The sequence below is a fragment of the Salinarchaeum sp. Harcht-Bsk1 genome (assembly GCF_000403645.1).
GTDB lineage: Archaea > Halobacteriota > Halobacteria > Halobacteriales > Salinarchaeaceae > Salinarchaeum.
In genome coordinates this window covers 2998858-3012863 of the sequence record NC_021313.1, presented here as the reverse complement: position 1 = coordinate 3012863, position 14006 = coordinate 2998858, and the positions used below count along the sequence as shown (strand labels likewise).

The 14006-nt window shown below is 67.7% G+C and carries 21 protein-coding genes; 7 read left to right on the top strand and 14 right to left on the bottom strand.

Features of this window, described 5'->3' with window-relative positions:
* Positions 1 to 10 precede the first annotated feature (10 nt).
* Positions 11 to 346: a hypothetical protein gene (locus tag L593_RS14005; RefSeq protein WP_020447630.1), complete on the top strand. Its 336-nt coding sequence runs from the start codon at positions 11 to 13 to the stop codon at positions 344 to 346.
* A gap of 64 nt (positions 347 to 410) precedes the next feature.
* Here the strand turns inward: L593_RS14005 and L593_RS14000 are convergent, their stop codons facing one another.
* From L593_RS14000 to L593_RS13990, 3 genes are all read right to left on the bottom strand, one after another.
* Positions 411 to 1556, bottom strand: coding sequence for an NAD-binding protein (locus L593_RS14000; RefSeq protein WP_020447629.1), 1146 nt, complete (start codon positions 1554 to 1556; stop codon positions 411 to 413).
* A 303-nt stretch (positions 1557 to 1859) separates the two neighbouring features.
* On the bottom strand, positions 1860 to 2573 hold the full coding sequence (locus L593_RS13995; RefSeq protein WP_020447628.1) for an NAD-binding protein: 714 nt from the start codon (positions 2571 to 2573) through the stop codon (positions 1860 to 1862).
* Positions 2574 to 2575: 2 nt separating this feature from the next.
* The gene (locus L593_RS13990) at positions 2576 to 3097 is read right to left on the bottom strand and encodes an archaemetzincin family Zn-dependent metalloprotease (protein ID WP_020447627.1); all 522 of its coding nucleotides are present in this window, start codon (positions 3095 to 3097) and stop codon (positions 2576 to 2578) included.
* A gap of 39 nt (positions 3098 to 3136) precedes the next feature.
* Between L593_RS13990 and L593_RS13985 the strand changes: the two genes are divergently transcribed.
* Positions 3137 to 3577, top strand: coding sequence for a UPF0146 family protein (locus L593_RS13985; RefSeq protein ID WP_020447626.1), 441 nt, complete (start codon positions 3137 to 3139; stop codon positions 3575 to 3577).
* Positions 3578 to 3608: 31 nt separating this feature from the next.
* Here L593_RS13985 and L593_RS13980 read toward each other — a convergent pair whose 3' ends face one another.
* On the bottom strand, positions 3609 to 4046 hold the full coding sequence (locus L593_RS13980) for a universal stress protein (RefSeq protein WP_020447625.1): 438 nt from the start codon (positions 4044 to 4046) through the stop codon (positions 3609 to 3611).
* A gap of 146 nt (positions 4047 to 4192) precedes the next feature.
* On the opposite strand from L593_RS13980, the gene L593_RS13975 reads away from it, so the two are divergent.
* The 4 genes from L593_RS13975 (at position 4193) to L593_RS13960 (ending at position 6923) form a co-directional block, all read left to right on the top strand.
* Entirely contained in the window at positions 4193 to 5068 is an 876-nt protein-coding gene (locus L593_RS13975) for a TIGR01548 family HAD-type hydrolase (protein WP_020447624.1), read from the top strand.
* A gap of 98 nt (positions 5069 to 5166) precedes the next feature.
* A complete protein-coding gene (locus tag L593_RS13970) occupies positions 5167 to 5601 on the top strand; it encodes a hypothetical protein (protein ID WP_020447623.1) in 435 nt (144 codons plus the stop codon).
* Between the two features lie 45 nt (positions 5602 to 5646).
* Positions 5647 to 6315 carry an NADPH-dependent F420 reductase gene (npdG, locus tag L593_RS13965; protein WP_020447622.1) on the top strand — a complete coding sequence of 223 codons (669 nt, stop codon included), beginning with the start codon at positions 5647 to 5649 and terminating at the stop codon, positions 6313 to 6315.
* A 137-nt stretch (positions 6316 to 6452) separates the two neighbouring features.
* Positions 6453 to 6923, top strand: a complete 471-nt coding sequence (locus L593_RS13960) for a hypothetical protein (RefSeq protein WP_020447621.1) — start codon at positions 6453 to 6455, stop codon at positions 6921 to 6923.
* An 11-nt stretch (positions 6924 to 6934) separates the two neighbouring features.
* Here the strand turns inward: L593_RS13960 and L593_RS13955 are convergent, their stop codons facing one another.
* From L593_RS13955 to L593_RS13935, 5 genes are all read right to left on the bottom strand, one after another.
* The gene (locus L593_RS13955; RefSeq protein ID WP_020447620.1) at positions 6935 to 7546 is read right to left on the bottom strand and encodes a non-canonical purine NTP pyrophosphatase; all 612 of its coding nucleotides are present in this window, start codon (positions 7544 to 7546) and stop codon (positions 6935 to 6937) included.
* Positions 7547 to 7828, bottom strand: a complete 282-nt coding sequence (locus tag L593_RS13950) for a DUF5808 domain-containing protein (RefSeq protein ID WP_020447619.1) — start codon at positions 7826 to 7828, stop codon at positions 7547 to 7549.
* A 101-nt stretch (positions 7829 to 7929) separates the two neighbouring features.
* Positions 7930 to 9627 carry a bifunctional N(6)-L-threonylcarbamoyladenine synthase/serine/threonine protein kinase gene (locus L593_RS13945; protein WP_020447618.1) on the bottom strand — a complete coding sequence of 566 codons (1698 nt, stop codon included), beginning with the start codon at positions 9625 to 9627 and terminating at the stop codon, positions 7930 to 7932.
* Between the two features lie 3 nt (positions 9628 to 9630).
* Positions 9631 to 9765, bottom strand: a complete 135-nt coding sequence (locus L593_RS13940) for a 30S ribosomal protein S27ae (RefSeq protein ID WP_020447617.1) — start codon at positions 9763 to 9765, stop codon at positions 9631 to 9633.
* Positions 9762 to 10076, bottom strand: a complete 315-nt coding sequence (locus L593_RS13935) for a 30S ribosomal protein S24e (RefSeq protein ID WP_020447616.1) — start codon at positions 10074 to 10076, stop codon at positions 9762 to 9764. The genes L593_RS13940 and L593_RS13935 overlap by 4 nt, the downstream gene beginning before the upstream one ends.
* A gap of 208 nt (positions 10077 to 10284) precedes the next feature.
* Here L593_RS13935 and L593_RS13930 point away from each other — a divergent pair, with 208 nt between their 5' ends.
* Positions 10285 to 10809, top strand: coding sequence for a RidA family protein (locus tag L593_RS13930; RefSeq protein ID WP_020447615.1), 525 nt, complete (start codon positions 10285 to 10287; stop codon positions 10807 to 10809).
* On the opposite strand, the gene L593_RS13925 is transcribed toward L593_RS13930, so the two are convergent.
* The 5 genes from L593_RS13925 to L593_RS13905 are packed head-to-tail and all read right to left on the bottom strand — an operon-like array spanning position 10795 to position 13871.
* The gene (locus L593_RS13925) at positions 10795 to 11382 is read right to left on the bottom strand and encodes a GTP-dependent dephospho-CoA kinase family protein (protein ID WP_020447614.1); all 588 of its coding nucleotides are present in this window, start codon (positions 11380 to 11382) and stop codon (positions 10795 to 10797) included. The two genes, L593_RS13930 and L593_RS13925, sit on opposite strands and share 15 nt — an antisense overlap.
* Positions 11383 to 11386: 4 nt before the next feature.
* The gene (gene spt4, locus L593_RS13920; RefSeq protein WP_020447613.1) at positions 11387 to 11584 is read right to left on the bottom strand and encodes a transcription elongation factor subunit Spt4; all 198 of its coding nucleotides are present in this window, start codon (positions 11582 to 11584) and stop codon (positions 11387 to 11389) included.
* The gene (locus L593_RS13915) at positions 11584 to 12156 is read right to left on the bottom strand and encodes a DNA-directed RNA polymerase (RefSeq protein ID WP_020447612.1); all 573 of its coding nucleotides are present in this window, start codon (positions 12154 to 12156) and stop codon (positions 11584 to 11586) included. The genes spt4 and L593_RS13915 overlap by 1 nt, the downstream gene beginning before the upstream one ends.
* A 17-nt stretch (positions 12157 to 12173) precedes the next feature.
* Positions 12174 to 12590: a PIN domain-containing protein gene (locus L593_RS13910; RefSeq protein WP_020447611.1), complete on the bottom strand. Its 417-nt coding sequence runs from the start codon at positions 12588 to 12590 to the stop codon at positions 12174 to 12176.
* Positions 12591 to 12632: 42 nt separating this feature from the next.
* On the bottom strand, positions 12633 to 13871 hold the full coding sequence (locus L593_RS13905) for a translation initiation factor IF-2 subunit gamma (RefSeq protein WP_020447610.1): 1239 nt from the start codon (positions 13869 to 13871) through the stop codon (positions 12633 to 12635).
* Positions 13872 to 14006: the final 135 nt, after the last annotated feature.

Here is a 14006-nt window from a genome sequence, read left to right as displayed (position 1 = left end):
CTAGCGTTGTATGTCCCAGGGGATCACCCACTTCGCTGTGGGCGCGACGGTGACGGTGCTCCTCGTGACGGTGGCGATTCCCACCGTCCGGTACCCGCGGACGTGGACGCTGGTCGGCGGCGGGTGGGCGCTCGTTCCGGACGCGAGCAAACTCCACGCCGTTCCCGAAACGCTCGCGTTCCACGACTCCATCCTCGCCAACGTCTGCTGGGCGCATCGGACCCTCGATCGCCTGGATCCGGGAGATAGCACGACCTGGGCGAGCGCTGCGCTCCTGGCACTCTTCGGGGCGACGGTGCTCGCTGAACGGCGATCCTACCGGACGCCAGCACCGATCGCGTCCTGACTCGAGGCGAACACGATCCTCGATCGAGACTGACTGGCGGACGGTGGTGGTAGCGGAGGGGCGATCAGCGATCGATATCGATCCCGTCGAGGCCGTCGTCCCCGCGATCCGCAATCGTCCCGACGAGGAGTTGCCCACCGATCACGGCCGGGTTCACGACGACGTCGGCGCCAGCGCGACGGAGCTTGCTCGTGTTTTCGGCGTTGGTCGCGGCGGCGACGATCCTGATCTCGGGATCGAGCTGTCTGGCGGTGAGTACCGAGAACGCGTCCGCGGAGTCGCTGCTGGTCGCTGCGACGACTGCGGTCGCTTCGTCGAGGTTCGCTCGTTCGAGCGTCGCGTGGTCACTCGGATCCGCGTGGAGCGCGAGCACGTCGCGCTCGGCGAGTTCGGTGGCGGTCTGGGCCTGGCGGGTCGCGACGACGAACTGGCGATCCCGATCCTTCAGCGCGTCGACGATCGGCTCGGTCAGATCGCCGTGGCCCAGGACGAGCACGTGGTCCTCGAGGAGGTCGAACTCGCGGTTGCGAACCCTGCCGAGTGCGGCGGCGAACCGGGACTCGAGGATCGGAGCGAGCAGGGTACCGAGAGCGATCGCGAACGTCGCCGTCCCGAACACGAGCACGCTCATCGTGAACAGTCGTGCGACCTGCGTCGTGGGCGTCACGTCGCCGTACCCCACCGTCGAGGCCGTCACGAGCGTGAAGTAGAACGCGTCGAGGACGGTCGAGACGCCGGAAAACTCCTCGCGAAGCGCGTACGTGCCGACCGTGCCGTATAGCTGGACGCCGACGAGCGCGAGGCCAGCGGCGATCTGCGCCGTCGAGAGGGAAAGCGGGCTGCGGAAGTGGTGGCGACTGAGCACGAGCGTCGGCATCGAGAGGAGCGAGAAGACGACCAGCGGGAGCGAGAGCGGACTGGACTGGATCAACCCCTGCGCAGCGGTGATGGGGAGGAGGACGATCGTCAGGATCCACGCGGCGCGGTAGCCGCGCCTGAGTCCCAGGGCAGCGAGCAACACGAGAAACCCAGAGATGGCCCCGGAGAACCCGGCGACCAGCCGCACGGTCTCGGGAACGTAGGGCTCCAGCGGGCCGACGACTGCGATCGCGCCGATCCCCACGTTGGCGATCCCCGTGAGCACCGAGAGGACGCCCACGATCACCGCGAGGAGGACGCTCAATCGCTTGCCGGTCCAGGCCCCGAACATACAGGCGTCTGGGTAGGGCCACGGTAAGAAGGTCCCGGCACCGAACCGTCGGACGAGCCAATCGTGGAGCTCCTCCTCGAGGATACGATCTTACGAGCCCATGAGGATTCGCTCCGACGAGCCAGTGGAGGATCCGGTCGGTTCGAACCCAGGTGGATCCCGTCGGTTCGAACCCAGGTGGATCCCGTCGGTTCGAACCCAGGTGGATCCCGTCGGTTCGAACCTCGTGGCCCGTGGAGTCAAGCCCCTGACGCAATGAATACGAGCTACTCGCTGGCGCTTGCAGGCGCGAGGAGTCGGCCCTCAGGCGTTCTCGCCGAGGAGCTGCGCGACGACGTCGTCGACCTGCCGCTCGGAGAGCGCGACCTCCACGAGTAGTTCGCCGACGGCCTGACCGAGACTCACGACACGGTCGGCCCCGGCGGCCCGTAGCTTCGGCACGTCCTCTTCCTCACCGGCGAAGGTCACGACGTGCATCGACTCGTCGACGTTCATGACGGTGAGGACGGCGAGGACGTTCAGCTGGTCGTCGAGCGTCGCAACGAGGACCGCGTCGGCCCGATCGATGCCAGCCTCGCGAAAGCAGGCTTCGTTCACGTCGTCCGTGGGTACGACGGACACCGGGCGCTCGGCCAGCCCCTCGGAGGCCGACTCGCGGCGCGTGATGACCGAGACGGAGACGTCGAGTACCTCGAGTTCCGTGAGCACGGCCGGGGTCCAGCCGTCGTAGCCGACGACGACCACGTGGGAACCCGGTTCCACCGTCTCGTCGAGCGGATCGCCGACCACTGTGTCGTCGAGCGGATCGGCGGGCGGATCGGCGGCCACGGTTTCGTCGAACGGATCAGCGGCAGCGTTTTCGTCGAGCGAGTCGCTCGGCGGATCGTCGACCTCGCTATCGTCGAGGGAGCCGGCTGGCCCGGGTTCGTCGGTCCGTGCCTCGCCGGTAGCCGAGTCGATCGGCTCGGAGTCGTCACTCGACTCGAAGACGGATTTGGACGATTCCTGCTCCGACATCGCTACCGGACGCGACGGGAGCACGACCCACAGAGGTGTGGTTCTTTGACGTCGACCTCGCGGACCGTCGGCGAGAAGTTCATCACGCAGCGCTTGTTGTCGCAGTGTTCCAGGCCGAGCGTGTGGCCAATCTCGTGGACGATCTCCTTCCGGACGCGATCGCCGAAGATCTCGTCTGAGCCGCGTTCGGAGAAACCACCGTCGGAGGACGTCTGGAGGCGGTACGTGGAGACGACGGAACCGTTGCCGTCGAGGTAGGCGAGACCGAAGACGTAGTTCCGCCGACGGTAGAAGAGGTCCTCTGGCGTGAGTGCGATGTTCTTCTCGCCACGACCGACGCGGCTGGCGAGTTCGATGAACTCCTCGGCACGGTACTGGGAGCGGCCGTCGTCGTAGGCGCTCGCGGGGACCTGCTGGGGCTCGTGCACGGACACGTCGCAGTCGTAGACCGACTGGAGTGCGTCGGAGGCCTGGCGCTTGACTGGCGCCGGCACCTCCCCGACCGGCACGATGTCGACGAGCATGGACACCTGTTATGCCTTCCCGGCCATAAACGTCCCGGCGTGTCGGACGCGGATCGAACGACTGCGCTGGCCGACGCCCTGATCGAGGGGGTCCGATCCCGGCAGTCTCAGGAGAGTGGCGGCGGAGTCGAGCCAGCGGCGCTGCTCGAGGTCGGGATCGGCGAACGGACCGGAATCGCCGCGACACTGCTCGACCGTGGGATCGCGGTCAGTGCCGTCGACGTCGTGGCGCGCGCCGTTCCCGACGGAATGGCGTTCCAGCGAGCGGACGTGACCGAACTCGACGCGGCCGAGTTCGAGGGTATCGACGGCGTCTACGCGCTCAGAGCGCCGCCCGAACTCCACCGCCCCATCGCCGACCTGGCGAGAACGCTGGACGTACCGGCCGCGTTCACGACGCTCGGTGGCGATCCGCCGATCGTCCCGGTTCGTCCCGAACAGCTTCCCGGCGGGGAGACGCTCTACTGGGTGACGGACTGATCCGCATCGCCGCGGGGTGTGGTCGCATCCCTCACTCGTCCGCCGTCGGGTCGTCCCGACGGGCCGTGAGCACCGGTACCGGCGAGGCGCGGACGACTCGCTCGGTCGTGCTCCCAGCGGCGACGAACCGCGATAGCCCCGTCCGTCCGTTCGTGCCCATCGCGATGAGGTCGGCGTCGTGGTCCTCGGCGTACGCAATGATCTCCTCGTGGGGGACGCCAGTGAGGAACACCTTCTCGACGGTCACGCCCTCGGGTGCGTTCGATTCGATCCGCTCGACGGCGCTCTCTCCGGTGTCTTCCATGTTTTCGCGGACCACGTCGTAGTGGCTGTGCGCCGGAAACGTCTCGTCGACGACGTAGAGCGCGTGGACCGTGGCGTCGAACGCCGCCGCGAGCCGGTATGCCTGTTCGACGGCCCGACACGGCCCCTCGCTCCCGTCGGTCGGGACGACGATCGTGTCGTACATCGGGGCGGTGTTCGCGTGCCCCGATAAGGAGTGTTCGGGCCATCTGCGAAGCAGTCCGTCAAACAGGTGTCCTCCACCGATCTTCTGACCAGCACCGGTCCGATCCGAATGGGTACGCCCAAATGCGAGGCCGGCAAGTCGCAGGTATGCAGGTCGACGCTATCGTGCTGGACGTCGACGGCGTGCTCGTCGACGTCGCCGACTCCTACCGACGCGCCGTCGTGGAAACCGTCACGCACCTCGAGGGCACCAGGTTCGAGCGCGACGTCATCCAGCCGTTCAAAGACGCCGGCGGCTTCAACAACGACTGGGAGCTGACGGACGCCTTGCTGCTCTACGCCATCGCCCAGGACGCCGGCTACGACGTCGAGGTCGAAGCGTTCACCGACGCGATCGCCGAGGCGGGCGGCGGCCTCGACGGTGCCCGTGCCGTTCTCCGCGACGCGCTCGGCGAGGAGTCAGCGACCGACGTCGAGTCCCAGTGGGATCCCGACGCGGTTCGCGACGCGTTCCAGCTCCGATATCTCGGCGCGGAGCTCTATCGCGAGATCGAAGGCGAGGAGCCCGAACGGGAGCTTCGGGGATACATCCACGACGAGCCGGTACTGATCGAGCCGGAGACGATCGAGTGGCTCGAGGAGCGGTTCCCGATCGGCGTGCTGACCGGCCGCCCGGCCGCGGAAGCCGACATCGCCCTCGACCGCGTCGGCCTCGACGTACCGGACGACCACCGATTCACCATGGACGACTGGGAAGCGGGCAAGCCAGACCCTCACGCGCTCCGGACGCTCGCGGAGCGCTTCGACGCGACGGAAGTCGCCTTCGTGGGCGACACGCTCGACGACGTCCGGACCGCGACGAACGCGGCCGCCGCCGATCCGTCCCGGACCTACCACGGAATCGGCGTCCTGACCGGCGGGTTGACCGGCGAGGCTGGCCGGCAGAAGTACGAGGAGGCCGGTTCGAGCACCGTCGTCGACGACGTGAACGGGCTTCGGACGCTGCTGGCGCCCCACGACTGAGTCCGGCCGGAGTTCTCGACGCAGCTGCCCCTCCGTCCGCGGTCGCCACGGTGCCGCGAAAGCGACATTCCCTTGTGCGCCACGCGATAGGCACTGCCATGGACACCGATCGATTCGTCGAGTTCCTGTCGACGATCGTGATCGTCGGAATGATCGCCGTCCTCGCCGTCCCACGCTTCGGCGTCACCGGACTCGAGGATCGGCTCCTGACGTCCGCCGCCGTCGCCATCGTCGCGGGCGGCCCGTTCGCCGTGCTGGTCGTCTACGTCTTCGACGTCGACTCCAGTCACCTCGGACCGTGGGGCCCCGAGGACGTCGTCTTCGTCGCTGCCGTCGCGCCGCCAGTCGCTGCGACCGTCTGGGCAGCCGACGCCGTCGGGCTCAGTGGGACGCTCTACGGCGTCGCGGTGCTGGCAGGGGCGATCCTCTCGATCGGATTCGCCGTCGTGGTTCGGGACGCGACCGTCGGCGAGTGGCCGCCCGGGTCCGGAGCGGAGCGGCGTCGCGAAGCCCAGCAGCCCAGCAAGGACTAGCGAATCGACGGAACGTTTTTCGCGGCGGTCGGCGACGCATCGATCGTGCAGATCGCAATCCTCGGCGGCACCGGCGCACTCGGCGGTGGCCTGGCCCTTCGTTTGGCACACGATACCGATCACGAGCTCTCCATCGGCTCCCGCGACCCGGAGCGGGCCGCGGACGCAGCGGCCTCGTACCGCGAGACGCTCGCAGATCGCGGCGTAAACTCCCGGATCGAGAGCGGTGCCAACCCCGATGCAGCGGCTGGCGCAGCCGTCGTCGTCGCGGCCGTTCCCGCAACGTACGTGGCGGACACCATCGAAACGGTTGCCGATCGACTACACGAGGACGCGATCGTCGTCTCGCCAGCCGTCGGGATCGACGCCCACGCCCACGGGTTCGACGCGGCCCAACCGGCGCCAGGCAGCGTGACCGCAACCGCTGCCGACGCAGCGCCGGCGTCGAATCCGGTCGTCGGCGCGTTCCACACGCTCGCAGCGGGCCGGCTCTCCGACCTCGATGCGGCCCTGGAGATCGACGCACTGGTGGTCGGCGACGATCCAGACGCTCGCGACCGCATCGCGGCGCTCGTCGAAGAGATCGAGGGGCTCCGTGCCCTCGACGTCGGACCACTCGCCAACGCCCACGGCGTCGAATGCCTGACCGCACTCCAGTTGACCCTCATGCGTCAGAATTCGGCGCTGGAAGACGTCGGCGTCCGATTCCGCTGACGGGGATCCCGGCGCGCTTTTTGCCCCGGGCGACCACGGCCTAGTCGTGAGCTGGGCCGATCTGTTCGAGCGGGCAGCCGACTACGAGGTCGCCAAGGACGAGATTCGATCGACGCTCGATCGCCTACGAGGGGAAGATGCCGACGCCTGATCCGGCAAGCGTCGTGGCCGACGCCGACGTGCTCGCGGCGGACCTCCTCGTCGACGGAGCCGCTCGCCAGGCGCTAGACGTCGTGCGATCCCACTCCTGGATCGACCTCGTCGCGAGCGATCCGCTCCTCGACGACGCCGAGGCGGTGATCGCCAGCCGCTCCGACGCCGACCTCGCGGCAGACTGGCGGGAGCGAATCGAAGCGGAGCGACGCTCGGTTCCCCACCCCGCGGGCGACCATCCAGGCCTCGCCAGCGCACTCCACGGCGACGCGGCGCACCTGCTGAGCTTCGACGAGAATCTCACGAGCGCCGCTGCCGGGGTTGGCCTCCATGGCCACGTCTCCGTCAGCGTCCGGACGCCGGACGCATTTCTCGCCGTCTTCGACGCGAAGTCCCTCTACGAGTCCCTCGACGAGCGGAGCTATCCGGGACCGGATCGCGATCCACGCGACTGACTCGATCGGAACTACTCCTGGGCCGCGAGCCAGTCCGCGAGCTTCGCCAGCGCCCGTCCCCGGTGCGAGATCGCGTTCTTCTCCGCCGTCGACCGCTCGGCCATCGTCCGGCCCTCGTGCTCGAAGATCGGGTCGTAGCCGAAGCCGCCATCGCCACGGGGCGTGACTATCTCGCCACGCACCGTTCCCTCGAAGGTCGCCACGGCGACGCCGTCCTCGACGGTAACGCCGTCGTGCCAGTCGGGGTCGTCGTCGGTGACGTCTTCGTCCAGTGAATCAGCATCCGCTGCGTAGGCGACGACGCTCCGGAACGACGCGCGGTGGTCGTCCTCCGGTTCGACCAGACGGTAGACGCGCTCGATCCCGAGCGTGTACTCGGCGTACGCGGAGTAGGGACCGGGGAAACCCCCGAGGGCGTCGACGAAGAGGCCGGAATCCTCCACGGCGACCGGCTCCGTGCCGCCGAGTTCCCGGAACGATTCACGGGCGCCACGCGCGGCAATCGGCGCGAGGTCGTCGGACTGCACCTCCACGTAGTCGTAGTCGGTCTGCTCGACGGCCATCGGGAGGTACTCCCGCGCCTCCTCGACCTTGCCCTCGTTCCCCGTGACGAACCGCAGCATTCAATCGTCGACCAGGACCTCGACGGGTTCGTCCGAAGACGACTCCTCGGCCATCGCTTCGTCGCTGCCGGAGCGCTCCTGCCAGAGGAGCGCGCCGGCGATCCCGATGACGACCCAGGACCGCCAGTTCGCGAGGTTCAGCGTGTAGCCGACGCCGAAGGGCTTCTTCACGAGCATGCCGTCGCCGGGCTGCCAGTAAGAGGAGAGCAGCCGCCGCATGCTCGGCTTCTCGAAGTTGTAGGGGATCCCGAACAGTTCGCCGGAATTCGGCTTGTCGACCATGTCCGATGATACGTCGCCATCCGGGATAAAAACTGGGAGGGTGTGGGCGCAGGAGCGACTCGCTGGAGCCGACGAATCTCGCCGACATCGCCAGGTTCGAGCTACTGGTATCGGCCCCTGCCCTCGATCTCCCGGAGCCGATCGAGCACTGCAGGATCGCCCGCGTCGGCGTAGGCAGTCTCCAGCGCGTCCCGGCAGGCCACCGCGTCGTCGGCCGTTCCGTCGAGTGCCTGCTCCAGGACGTGCAGATCCATCGCCTTGTCCTCGACGTGGTCGCTGTCGTAGCCGAGGCCGAAGTCGATCAGCGCCACGCTGGTGTCGGACGCGGACTCGACATCGGCGTCCACGATCCGCACGTTTCGCGTCGTGGGATCCCCGTGAACGACCCCGTCGGCGTGCAGCGTCGCGAGGTGGGTCCCGACCTGCTCGAGCAACGCAGGATCGAGGTCGGCCTGCAAATCCCGGTCGCCGACCCGGGTCAGTTCGATCGTCGCTTCGACGGGATCGACGTCGAGCACGACCGGCGCCGGGACCCCGAGTCTGCGCGCCCGAGCGGTCAGTTTCGCTTCCGATCGGGTGCGCTCGCGTCGGAGGCGGTCGTCCAGGTCGGGGTGCCGATACCCCTTCGGCACGCGTCGCTTCACGACGCGGTCCTCGCCGACCTCGACGACGGCCTCCGCGCCTCGTCGCTCGCGCTCCTCGGCGGGAACGACGGCCGTCGAGGAGTCACCATCACGCCAGGTGACGGGGACCTGGTCGGGACGGTAGTCCGGTCGCACGCCCGAGTCCTCGATCGGCAGCGTATCGCCGGCCGCGAGCATCTTCGACCCCGTGAGTGCGATCATGGCCGCATTGTCGCCGAGGAAGCGGGACTCAGGCATGAAACACGCGGCGCCACGCTCCTCGCACATCCCCTGGAGCATCTCGCGTAGCCGGGCGTTGTTCGCGACGCCGCCGCCGAGGACGAGTTCGTCGCTCCCAGTCAGCGAAAGTGCTCGTTCGGCGACCTCCGTGAGCATCGCGAAAATGGTCTCCTGGAGCGAGCAGGCGACGTCCTCGATCGCCGCGCCGTCGTCGAGTGCGTCCTGCGCAGCCGTGACGATCCCTGCGAAGGAGAAGTCCATCCCCTTGACGACGTAGGGAAGATCGATCAGGTCGCCGTCGGCCGCAAGCTCCTCGAGCTTCGGGCCGCCGGGATGGGAGAGCCCAGCGTGGCGGGCCACCTTGTCCAGCGCGTTGCCCACGCCGGTGTCCATCGTCTCGCCCAGGACCCGATACCGACCACCGTCGGACTCGATTCGCTCGTTCGACGAGGCCGATCTCGCCGTGTTCGATCGACTGCGATGAAAGCCGAGGACGTGTGCGTTGGCGCCGCTGGCGTTCAAACAGACCGGCGCGTCGAAGCCCGATCGATGCCGGCCGATCTCGAGGTGGGCGACCATGTGGTTGACGCCGACGAGCGGCACGTCGAGCGTGTGAGCGACGGCCCTGGCAGCGGTTCCCGCGATCCGCAAACAGGGACCGAGGCCAGGCCCTCGCGAGAACGCGACTGCGTCGATCGGCGGTTCGGCGCTGCCCGCCTCGGCGGCGTCGGTAGCCACTCGATCGCGAGCCTCATCCAGGACGACCGCGACGACTTCGGGAATCGCGTCGGCCATGTGGTCGGCCGACTCGCGCGGATCGATGCCGCCGCTCTCGGGGACGTACGCGTCGGTCTCGACGAAAAAGGAGTCGTCCTCAGTATCGTACAGGGCAGCGCTGGCGGCCCAGGCGGTCCCTTCGATCCCGAGGACGCGCATCCCCTACTTCCACTCGGTGTAGCCGCACTTGCCGCAGTGGAGTCGATCCTCGTGCTCGCCGAGGAAGGTGTCCTCACAACGCGGGCACGGCTGGCGGTCGATCTCGCCGTCGTCGCCGTAGAGTTCGTGGCGGCTCATGCCTCCTCGGCCTCCTCGTCGGCCTCGGCCTCGACGCCGATCTTGTTCCGCTCGAGCATGTGGTCCTGCTCGATGTCGGTCGCGTACTCGGCGTCGTCGTAGACCTTCGCGGTGCCGATCGTCTCGCGCATCCCGAACTTCGTGTCGAGCTTGCGGATGACGACCTCCTCGGCGTCCTTGTTCAGCATCGCAGCGAGACTGTCGCGAACGGAGAGGCGCTCGGGCGTCGTCTCCTCGTGCACGACGCGAAATCGCACGTCGGTCCGATGCAACATGGGGTTCTCGTCTTCCTCGATGATGTCGACGTCCATGGCTCAGTTACGTGTATCTGGCCGGGAAACGCCTAAAAGGATTTCGAAGGGACCTTTTTAGGCTTCTGGTGGTACCGGGACGGACTGCGGGCGACCCTCGTCACCGCGACAGCGGTGCTCCCAGCAGGCGATTGCCGAAGGACCGATGCGTTCGCTCGATCGGTGCCAGACCCAGTACCTTTGTGTCGACTCGACGCGGGGACGCCGTATGGACCGCATCGAAGTGTCCACCGGGACCGGGTGGGAGGACCACGTCGGGTACTCGCGGGCCGTACGCGTCGGGAACCAGATTCACGTCGCCGGAACGACGGCGGTCGACGAGAACGGAGAACCAGTCGCACCGGGCCAGCCCTACGAGCAAGCGAACCACGCGTTCGCACTCGTCGAGGCGGCGATCCGAGACGCCGGAGGTGAGCCGTCCGACGTCGTCAGCACCCGCATGTACGTCACCGACGTAGAGGACTGGGAGGACGTCGGCCGTGCGCACGGGGAGGCCTTCGGCGATGCCAGGCCCGCGGCGACGATGGTCGAGGTCTCGGCGCTGATCGATCCGGACCTGGTGGTGGAAGTCGAAGCTACCGCGATCCTGGAGACAGACGGCGAGAACGGTACTGACGGCGAGAGCGGTTCAGACGCCGAGAGCGATTCAGACGGAGAGAGCGATTCAGACGGAGAGAGCGATTCAGACGGAGAGAGCAGTTCGGCCGCCGAGAGCAGTTCAGACGCCCAGTAATTGCAGTGCTCGTTCGACGTCACCGTCGAACGTCGAGAGCAGGTCGCGGAACTGCGCGCGGTGGTCCTCGGTCACGTCGACGGCGACCATCCCCTCGTCGGGTTGGCCGTAGACGACGGTGCCGCCGAGCGGCGCGACGAGGACGACCGGCACCGTCGCGAGGTCCTCCTCGCCGTCGACGACGATGGTCGTCGGTCCGTCCGTGTCGAGGGCGTCAGCGATCGCACCGAGCAGATCGGCGGTGATGACTCCGGCGGGGTTGCCGACGGTGATCCGATTCGGGCGCTCGTCGAGTTCGGCCCGGACGTCGTCGGGCGCGGTCTCGCGCTTGGTTCGGCCGTCGACGAACGCGACCGCTGGCTGGTGATCGGCCTGCTCGAAGTGATATGTGACGATGTCGCCGACGGTGACGATCGGGCCCGAGTGCTCTGCGAGCAGAGCGTCGACGTCGGTGTAGACGGGCCCGAAGGGATCTTTGAACTCTCCACGCGCTGCTTCGGGAAGTTCGAGCACGACGTCCGGTTCCGACGCGGATCGGTCCGCCGAGGTGCCGCTGTCCTCACCCCCCGACATTGCCTCAGCGAACCTTCAGCGCGTAGGCCCCGGGCTCCGTGACGCCCATCGCCTCGGCGATCTCGCTCTCCTCGGGGTGAGCGATGATCACGTAGCCCGCCCAGTCCTCCGTCAGCGAGGAGGAGCCACAGGTTGGACAGGCATCGACGTCGGGATCGACGACGGAGTGACACTCCCGGCAGACGAGACGGTCGTCGGCCATTACTGCTCACCTGCCGCGACGTCCTCGGTCTGTCGAGCCTCCTCGAGCCAGCCGTGCTTGCCGAGGCCGGGCTGCTTGGCCGTCAGGCCGATCTTGGAGTCCCGCGGATTGCGCTCGTCGATGGACTTCGTGACGATCCGGGAGCGGACGGAGTCGCCCTCGGCGAGCACCCGATTGGACTCGTTGGAGGCGAGCTGTCGATTCTCGCCGTCGAAGGCGAGGTACTCGTCGGAGATCTGGGAGACGTGGAGCAGGCCGTCGACGGGACCGATGCCGACGAACGCACCGAACTCCACGACCTCGACGACGACGCCGTCGACGACCTCCTGCATCTGGGGGTCGAAAGTGACTGCGTCGAACTCTGCGGTGTAGTAGACGCCGGGACGGTTCGGGAGCACCCGGCCCTGGCCGACGTCGTGGACCTCCGTGACGGAGACGACGGAGCCGAGGTCCTCGTCAACGAGACCCTCGAGCTTGTCCTGGAGCAGTCGCTTGACGAGCTCGGGCGTGACGTTCGCGAGCTCCTCGGGCGGTACCTCGACCGTGTCGGTGACTCTGACCCGTTTGTACATTGGTAGATGAGTGGCGGCTACGGTTGGGTTACTGCCAATTTATCGGTCCCCCGTAAACTAAGTACCGAAACGCCAGCGTCGAGGACGCGGTCGCGCAGGGGGAGGTCGTTCGTGACGACGTAGTCCGCAGTGCCCTCTCGAGCGAGTTCGACGATCGCGTCGTCGGCGACCGCAGTTTCGGTGTCCACCGGCATGCAGCGCTCCGTGGCGAGGTCGTACCCGACGCTCGCAGCGATGGCCTCCTCGCCACCGCCGCCTTCGGAGAGCCGCCGGAGTTCCTCGATGACAGCCTGGGGCACGATCGGCTCGAACCCTGCCCGGCCACCGTCGGCGCTCGCACCGCCGAGTACGCGATCGAGTTCCTCGAACAGCCGCACGTCGAGTTCGACTGGCATCATGAGCGCGTTCGTGTCGATCGCGACGGTCCTGGTCATCTGCTGGAGTCGGTGCGTGCTGTGTGGCCTGGCCGGAACGGTTCAATCGGTGAGGGTGCCGATGCCGATGAGTCGCCAGCGGGAACCGACGCGGCGGTTGATCGCGATCGTCGCACCCTCCTGGGCGCAGACTGGTCGCTGGAGCGCGACCTCTGCCTCGTCGCCGCGGGCACTCGTGACGGAGCCGACGGTCGTGGCCGTCCCGACTGTCATCATCAGTGGCTCGCCGGTGGTGATCTCGTCGACCTCCTCCTCGTCCATGTCGCCAACGACGCGGTCGAGCAGGTCGACGGACATCGTGAACTGCTCCCAGGTGGGCGGCAGCGACCCTTCGTGGCCCGCCACCTGCCCAGCGAGCGCGTCACCCTTCGTCAGGCTGGGGTCGAGTCCGGTCCCGATTCCCAGCAGTCCACCGGGCGTCGCTTCGTCGGTCGGCGTCCCGCCGGCCTGGATCGATCGAACGGTGGTCGAGATCGGGTCGTACCGCGTCTCGCCGCCTTCCTCGACCTCGCGGCCGGGGCGGATCTCGATCTCGTCGTCGACGGAGAGGGTTCCCTCGACGAGGCTGCCACCGAGCACGCCGCCCAGGAGGTCCTCCCAGGTCGTGCCCGGTCGATTGATGTCGAAACTCCGCGCGACCTGCATCCGCGGGTCGGCGTCGGGGTCGCGCTCCGGCGTCGGGATCTGATCCTCGATCGCCTCGATGAGGAGGTCCATGTTGACCCCCTGCTGTGCCGAGACGGGGACGATCGGGGCGCCCTCGGCGACGGTCCCCTCGACGAACTCCTCGATGGCCTCGTTGTTCGCGACGGCCTGCTCGCGATCGACGAGGTCGATCTTGTTCTGGGCGATCACGAGGTTGTCCAGCCCCATGATGTCGAGCGCCATCAGGTGCTCTTCGGTCTGGGGCTGTGGGACGTCCTCCGTCGCGGAGACGACCAGCACGGCGCCGTCCATGATCGCCGCTCCGGAGAGCATCGTCGCCATCAGGGTCTCGTGGCCGGGGGCGTCGACGAAGGAGACGGTGCGAAGCACGTCGGTCTCCACCTCGTGCTCGGGGCACTCCTCCGCGACGGTGTACGCCTGGGTGCCGTCCTCCTCGGGGCACTTTCGGAACGTCGTGTCGGCGTACCCGAGACGGATCGAGATCCCTCGCTTCATCTCCTCGGAGTGCTGATCGGTCCACTCCCCAGAGAGGGCCTGGACCAGGGTGGTCTTCCCGTGGTCCACGTGGCCGACCAGCCCGATGTTCACCTCCGGATGTCGGTTGCTACCTGCCATGTGAGCGAGTAATCGTGTCTTTTCTTCGCCTCCTCCGATTCATAAAGGTGCTGTTCTGGGTGCGTGCCCGCGTGCGGATGCTCGGCGCAGTCGAGTCGGGACTCTGGACCCCGAAATCGCGATCCATCGCGACCG

What these genes read in the sequence shown, in the direction of transcription:
- L593_RS13955 (WP_020447620.1), bottom strand. Translation starts at nt 7,546, where the DNA reads ATGCTGCGGTTCGTCACGGGGAACGAGGGCAAGGTCGAGGAGGCGCGG.
- L593_RS13995 (WP_020447628.1), bottom strand. Translation starts at nt 2,573, where the DNA reads ATGTCGGAGCAGGAATCGTCCAAATCCGTCTTCGAGTCGAGTGACGAC.
- L593_RS13940 (WP_020447617.1), bottom strand. Translation starts at nt 9,765, where the DNA reads ATGAGCCGCCACGAACTCTACGGCGACGACGGCGAGATCGACCGCCAG.
- L593_RS14005 (WP_020447630.1), top strand. Translation starts at nt 11, where the DNA reads ATGTCCCAGGGGATCACCCACTTCGCTGTGGGCGCGACGGTGACGGTG.
- L593_RS13975 (WP_020447624.1), top strand. Translation starts at nt 4,193, where the DNA reads ATGCAGGTCGACGCTATCGTGCTGGACGTCGACGGCGTGCTCGTCGAC.
- spt4 (WP_020447613.1), bottom strand. Translation starts at nt 11,584, where the DNA reads ATGGCCGACGACCGTCTCGTCTGCCGGGAGTGTCACTCCGTCGTCGAT.
- L593_RS13935 (WP_020447616.1), bottom strand. Translation starts at nt 10,076, where the DNA reads ATGGACGTCGACATCATCGAGGAAGACGAGAACCCCATGTTGCATCGG.
- L593_RS13990 (WP_020447627.1), bottom strand. Translation starts at nt 3,097, where the DNA reads ATGCTCGTCGACATCGTGCCGGTCGGGGAGGTGCCGGCGCCAGTCAAG.
- L593_RS13905 (WP_020447610.1), bottom strand. Translation starts at nt 13,871, where the DNA reads ATGGCAGGTAGCAACCGACATCCGGAGGTGAACATCGGGCTGGTCGGC.
- L593_RS13950 (WP_020447619.1), bottom strand. Translation starts at nt 7,828, where the DNA reads ATGGTCGACAAGCCGAATTCCGGCGAACTGTTCGGGATCCCCTACAAC.
- L593_RS13925 (WP_020447614.1), bottom strand. Translation starts at nt 11,382, where the DNA reads ATGTCGGGGGGTGAGGACAGCGGCACCTCGGCGGACCGATCCGCGTCG.
- L593_RS13945 (WP_020447618.1), bottom strand. Translation starts at nt 9,627, where the DNA reads ATGCGCGTCCTCGGGATCGAAGGGACCGCCTGGGCCGCCAGCGCTGCC.
- L593_RS13960 (WP_020447621.1), top strand. Translation starts at nt 6,453, where the DNA reads ATGCCGACGCCTGATCCGGCAAGCGTCGTGGCCGACGCCGACGTGCTC.
- L593_RS13910 (WP_020447611.1), bottom strand. Translation starts at nt 12,590, where the DNA reads ATGACCAGGACCGTCGCGATCGACACGAACGCGCTCATGATGCCAGTC.
- L593_RS14000 (WP_020447629.1), bottom strand. Translation starts at nt 1,556, where the DNA reads ATGTTCGGGGCCTGGACCGGCAAGCGATTGAGCGTCCTCCTCGCGGTG.
- L593_RS13980 (WP_020447625.1), bottom strand. Translation starts at nt 4,046, where the DNA reads ATGTACGACACGATCGTCGTCCCGACCGACGGGAGCGAGGGGCCGTGT.
- L593_RS13915 (WP_020447612.1), bottom strand. Translation starts at nt 12,156, where the DNA reads ATGTACAAACGGGTCAGAGTCACCGACACGGTCGAGGTACCGCCCGAG.
- L593_RS13930 (WP_020447615.1), top strand. Translation starts at nt 10,285, where the DNA reads ATGGACCGCATCGAAGTGTCCACCGGGACCGGGTGGGAGGACCACGTC.
- L593_RS13970 (WP_020447623.1), top strand. Translation starts at nt 5,167, where the DNA reads ATGGACACCGATCGATTCGTCGAGTTCCTGTCGACGATCGTGATCGTC.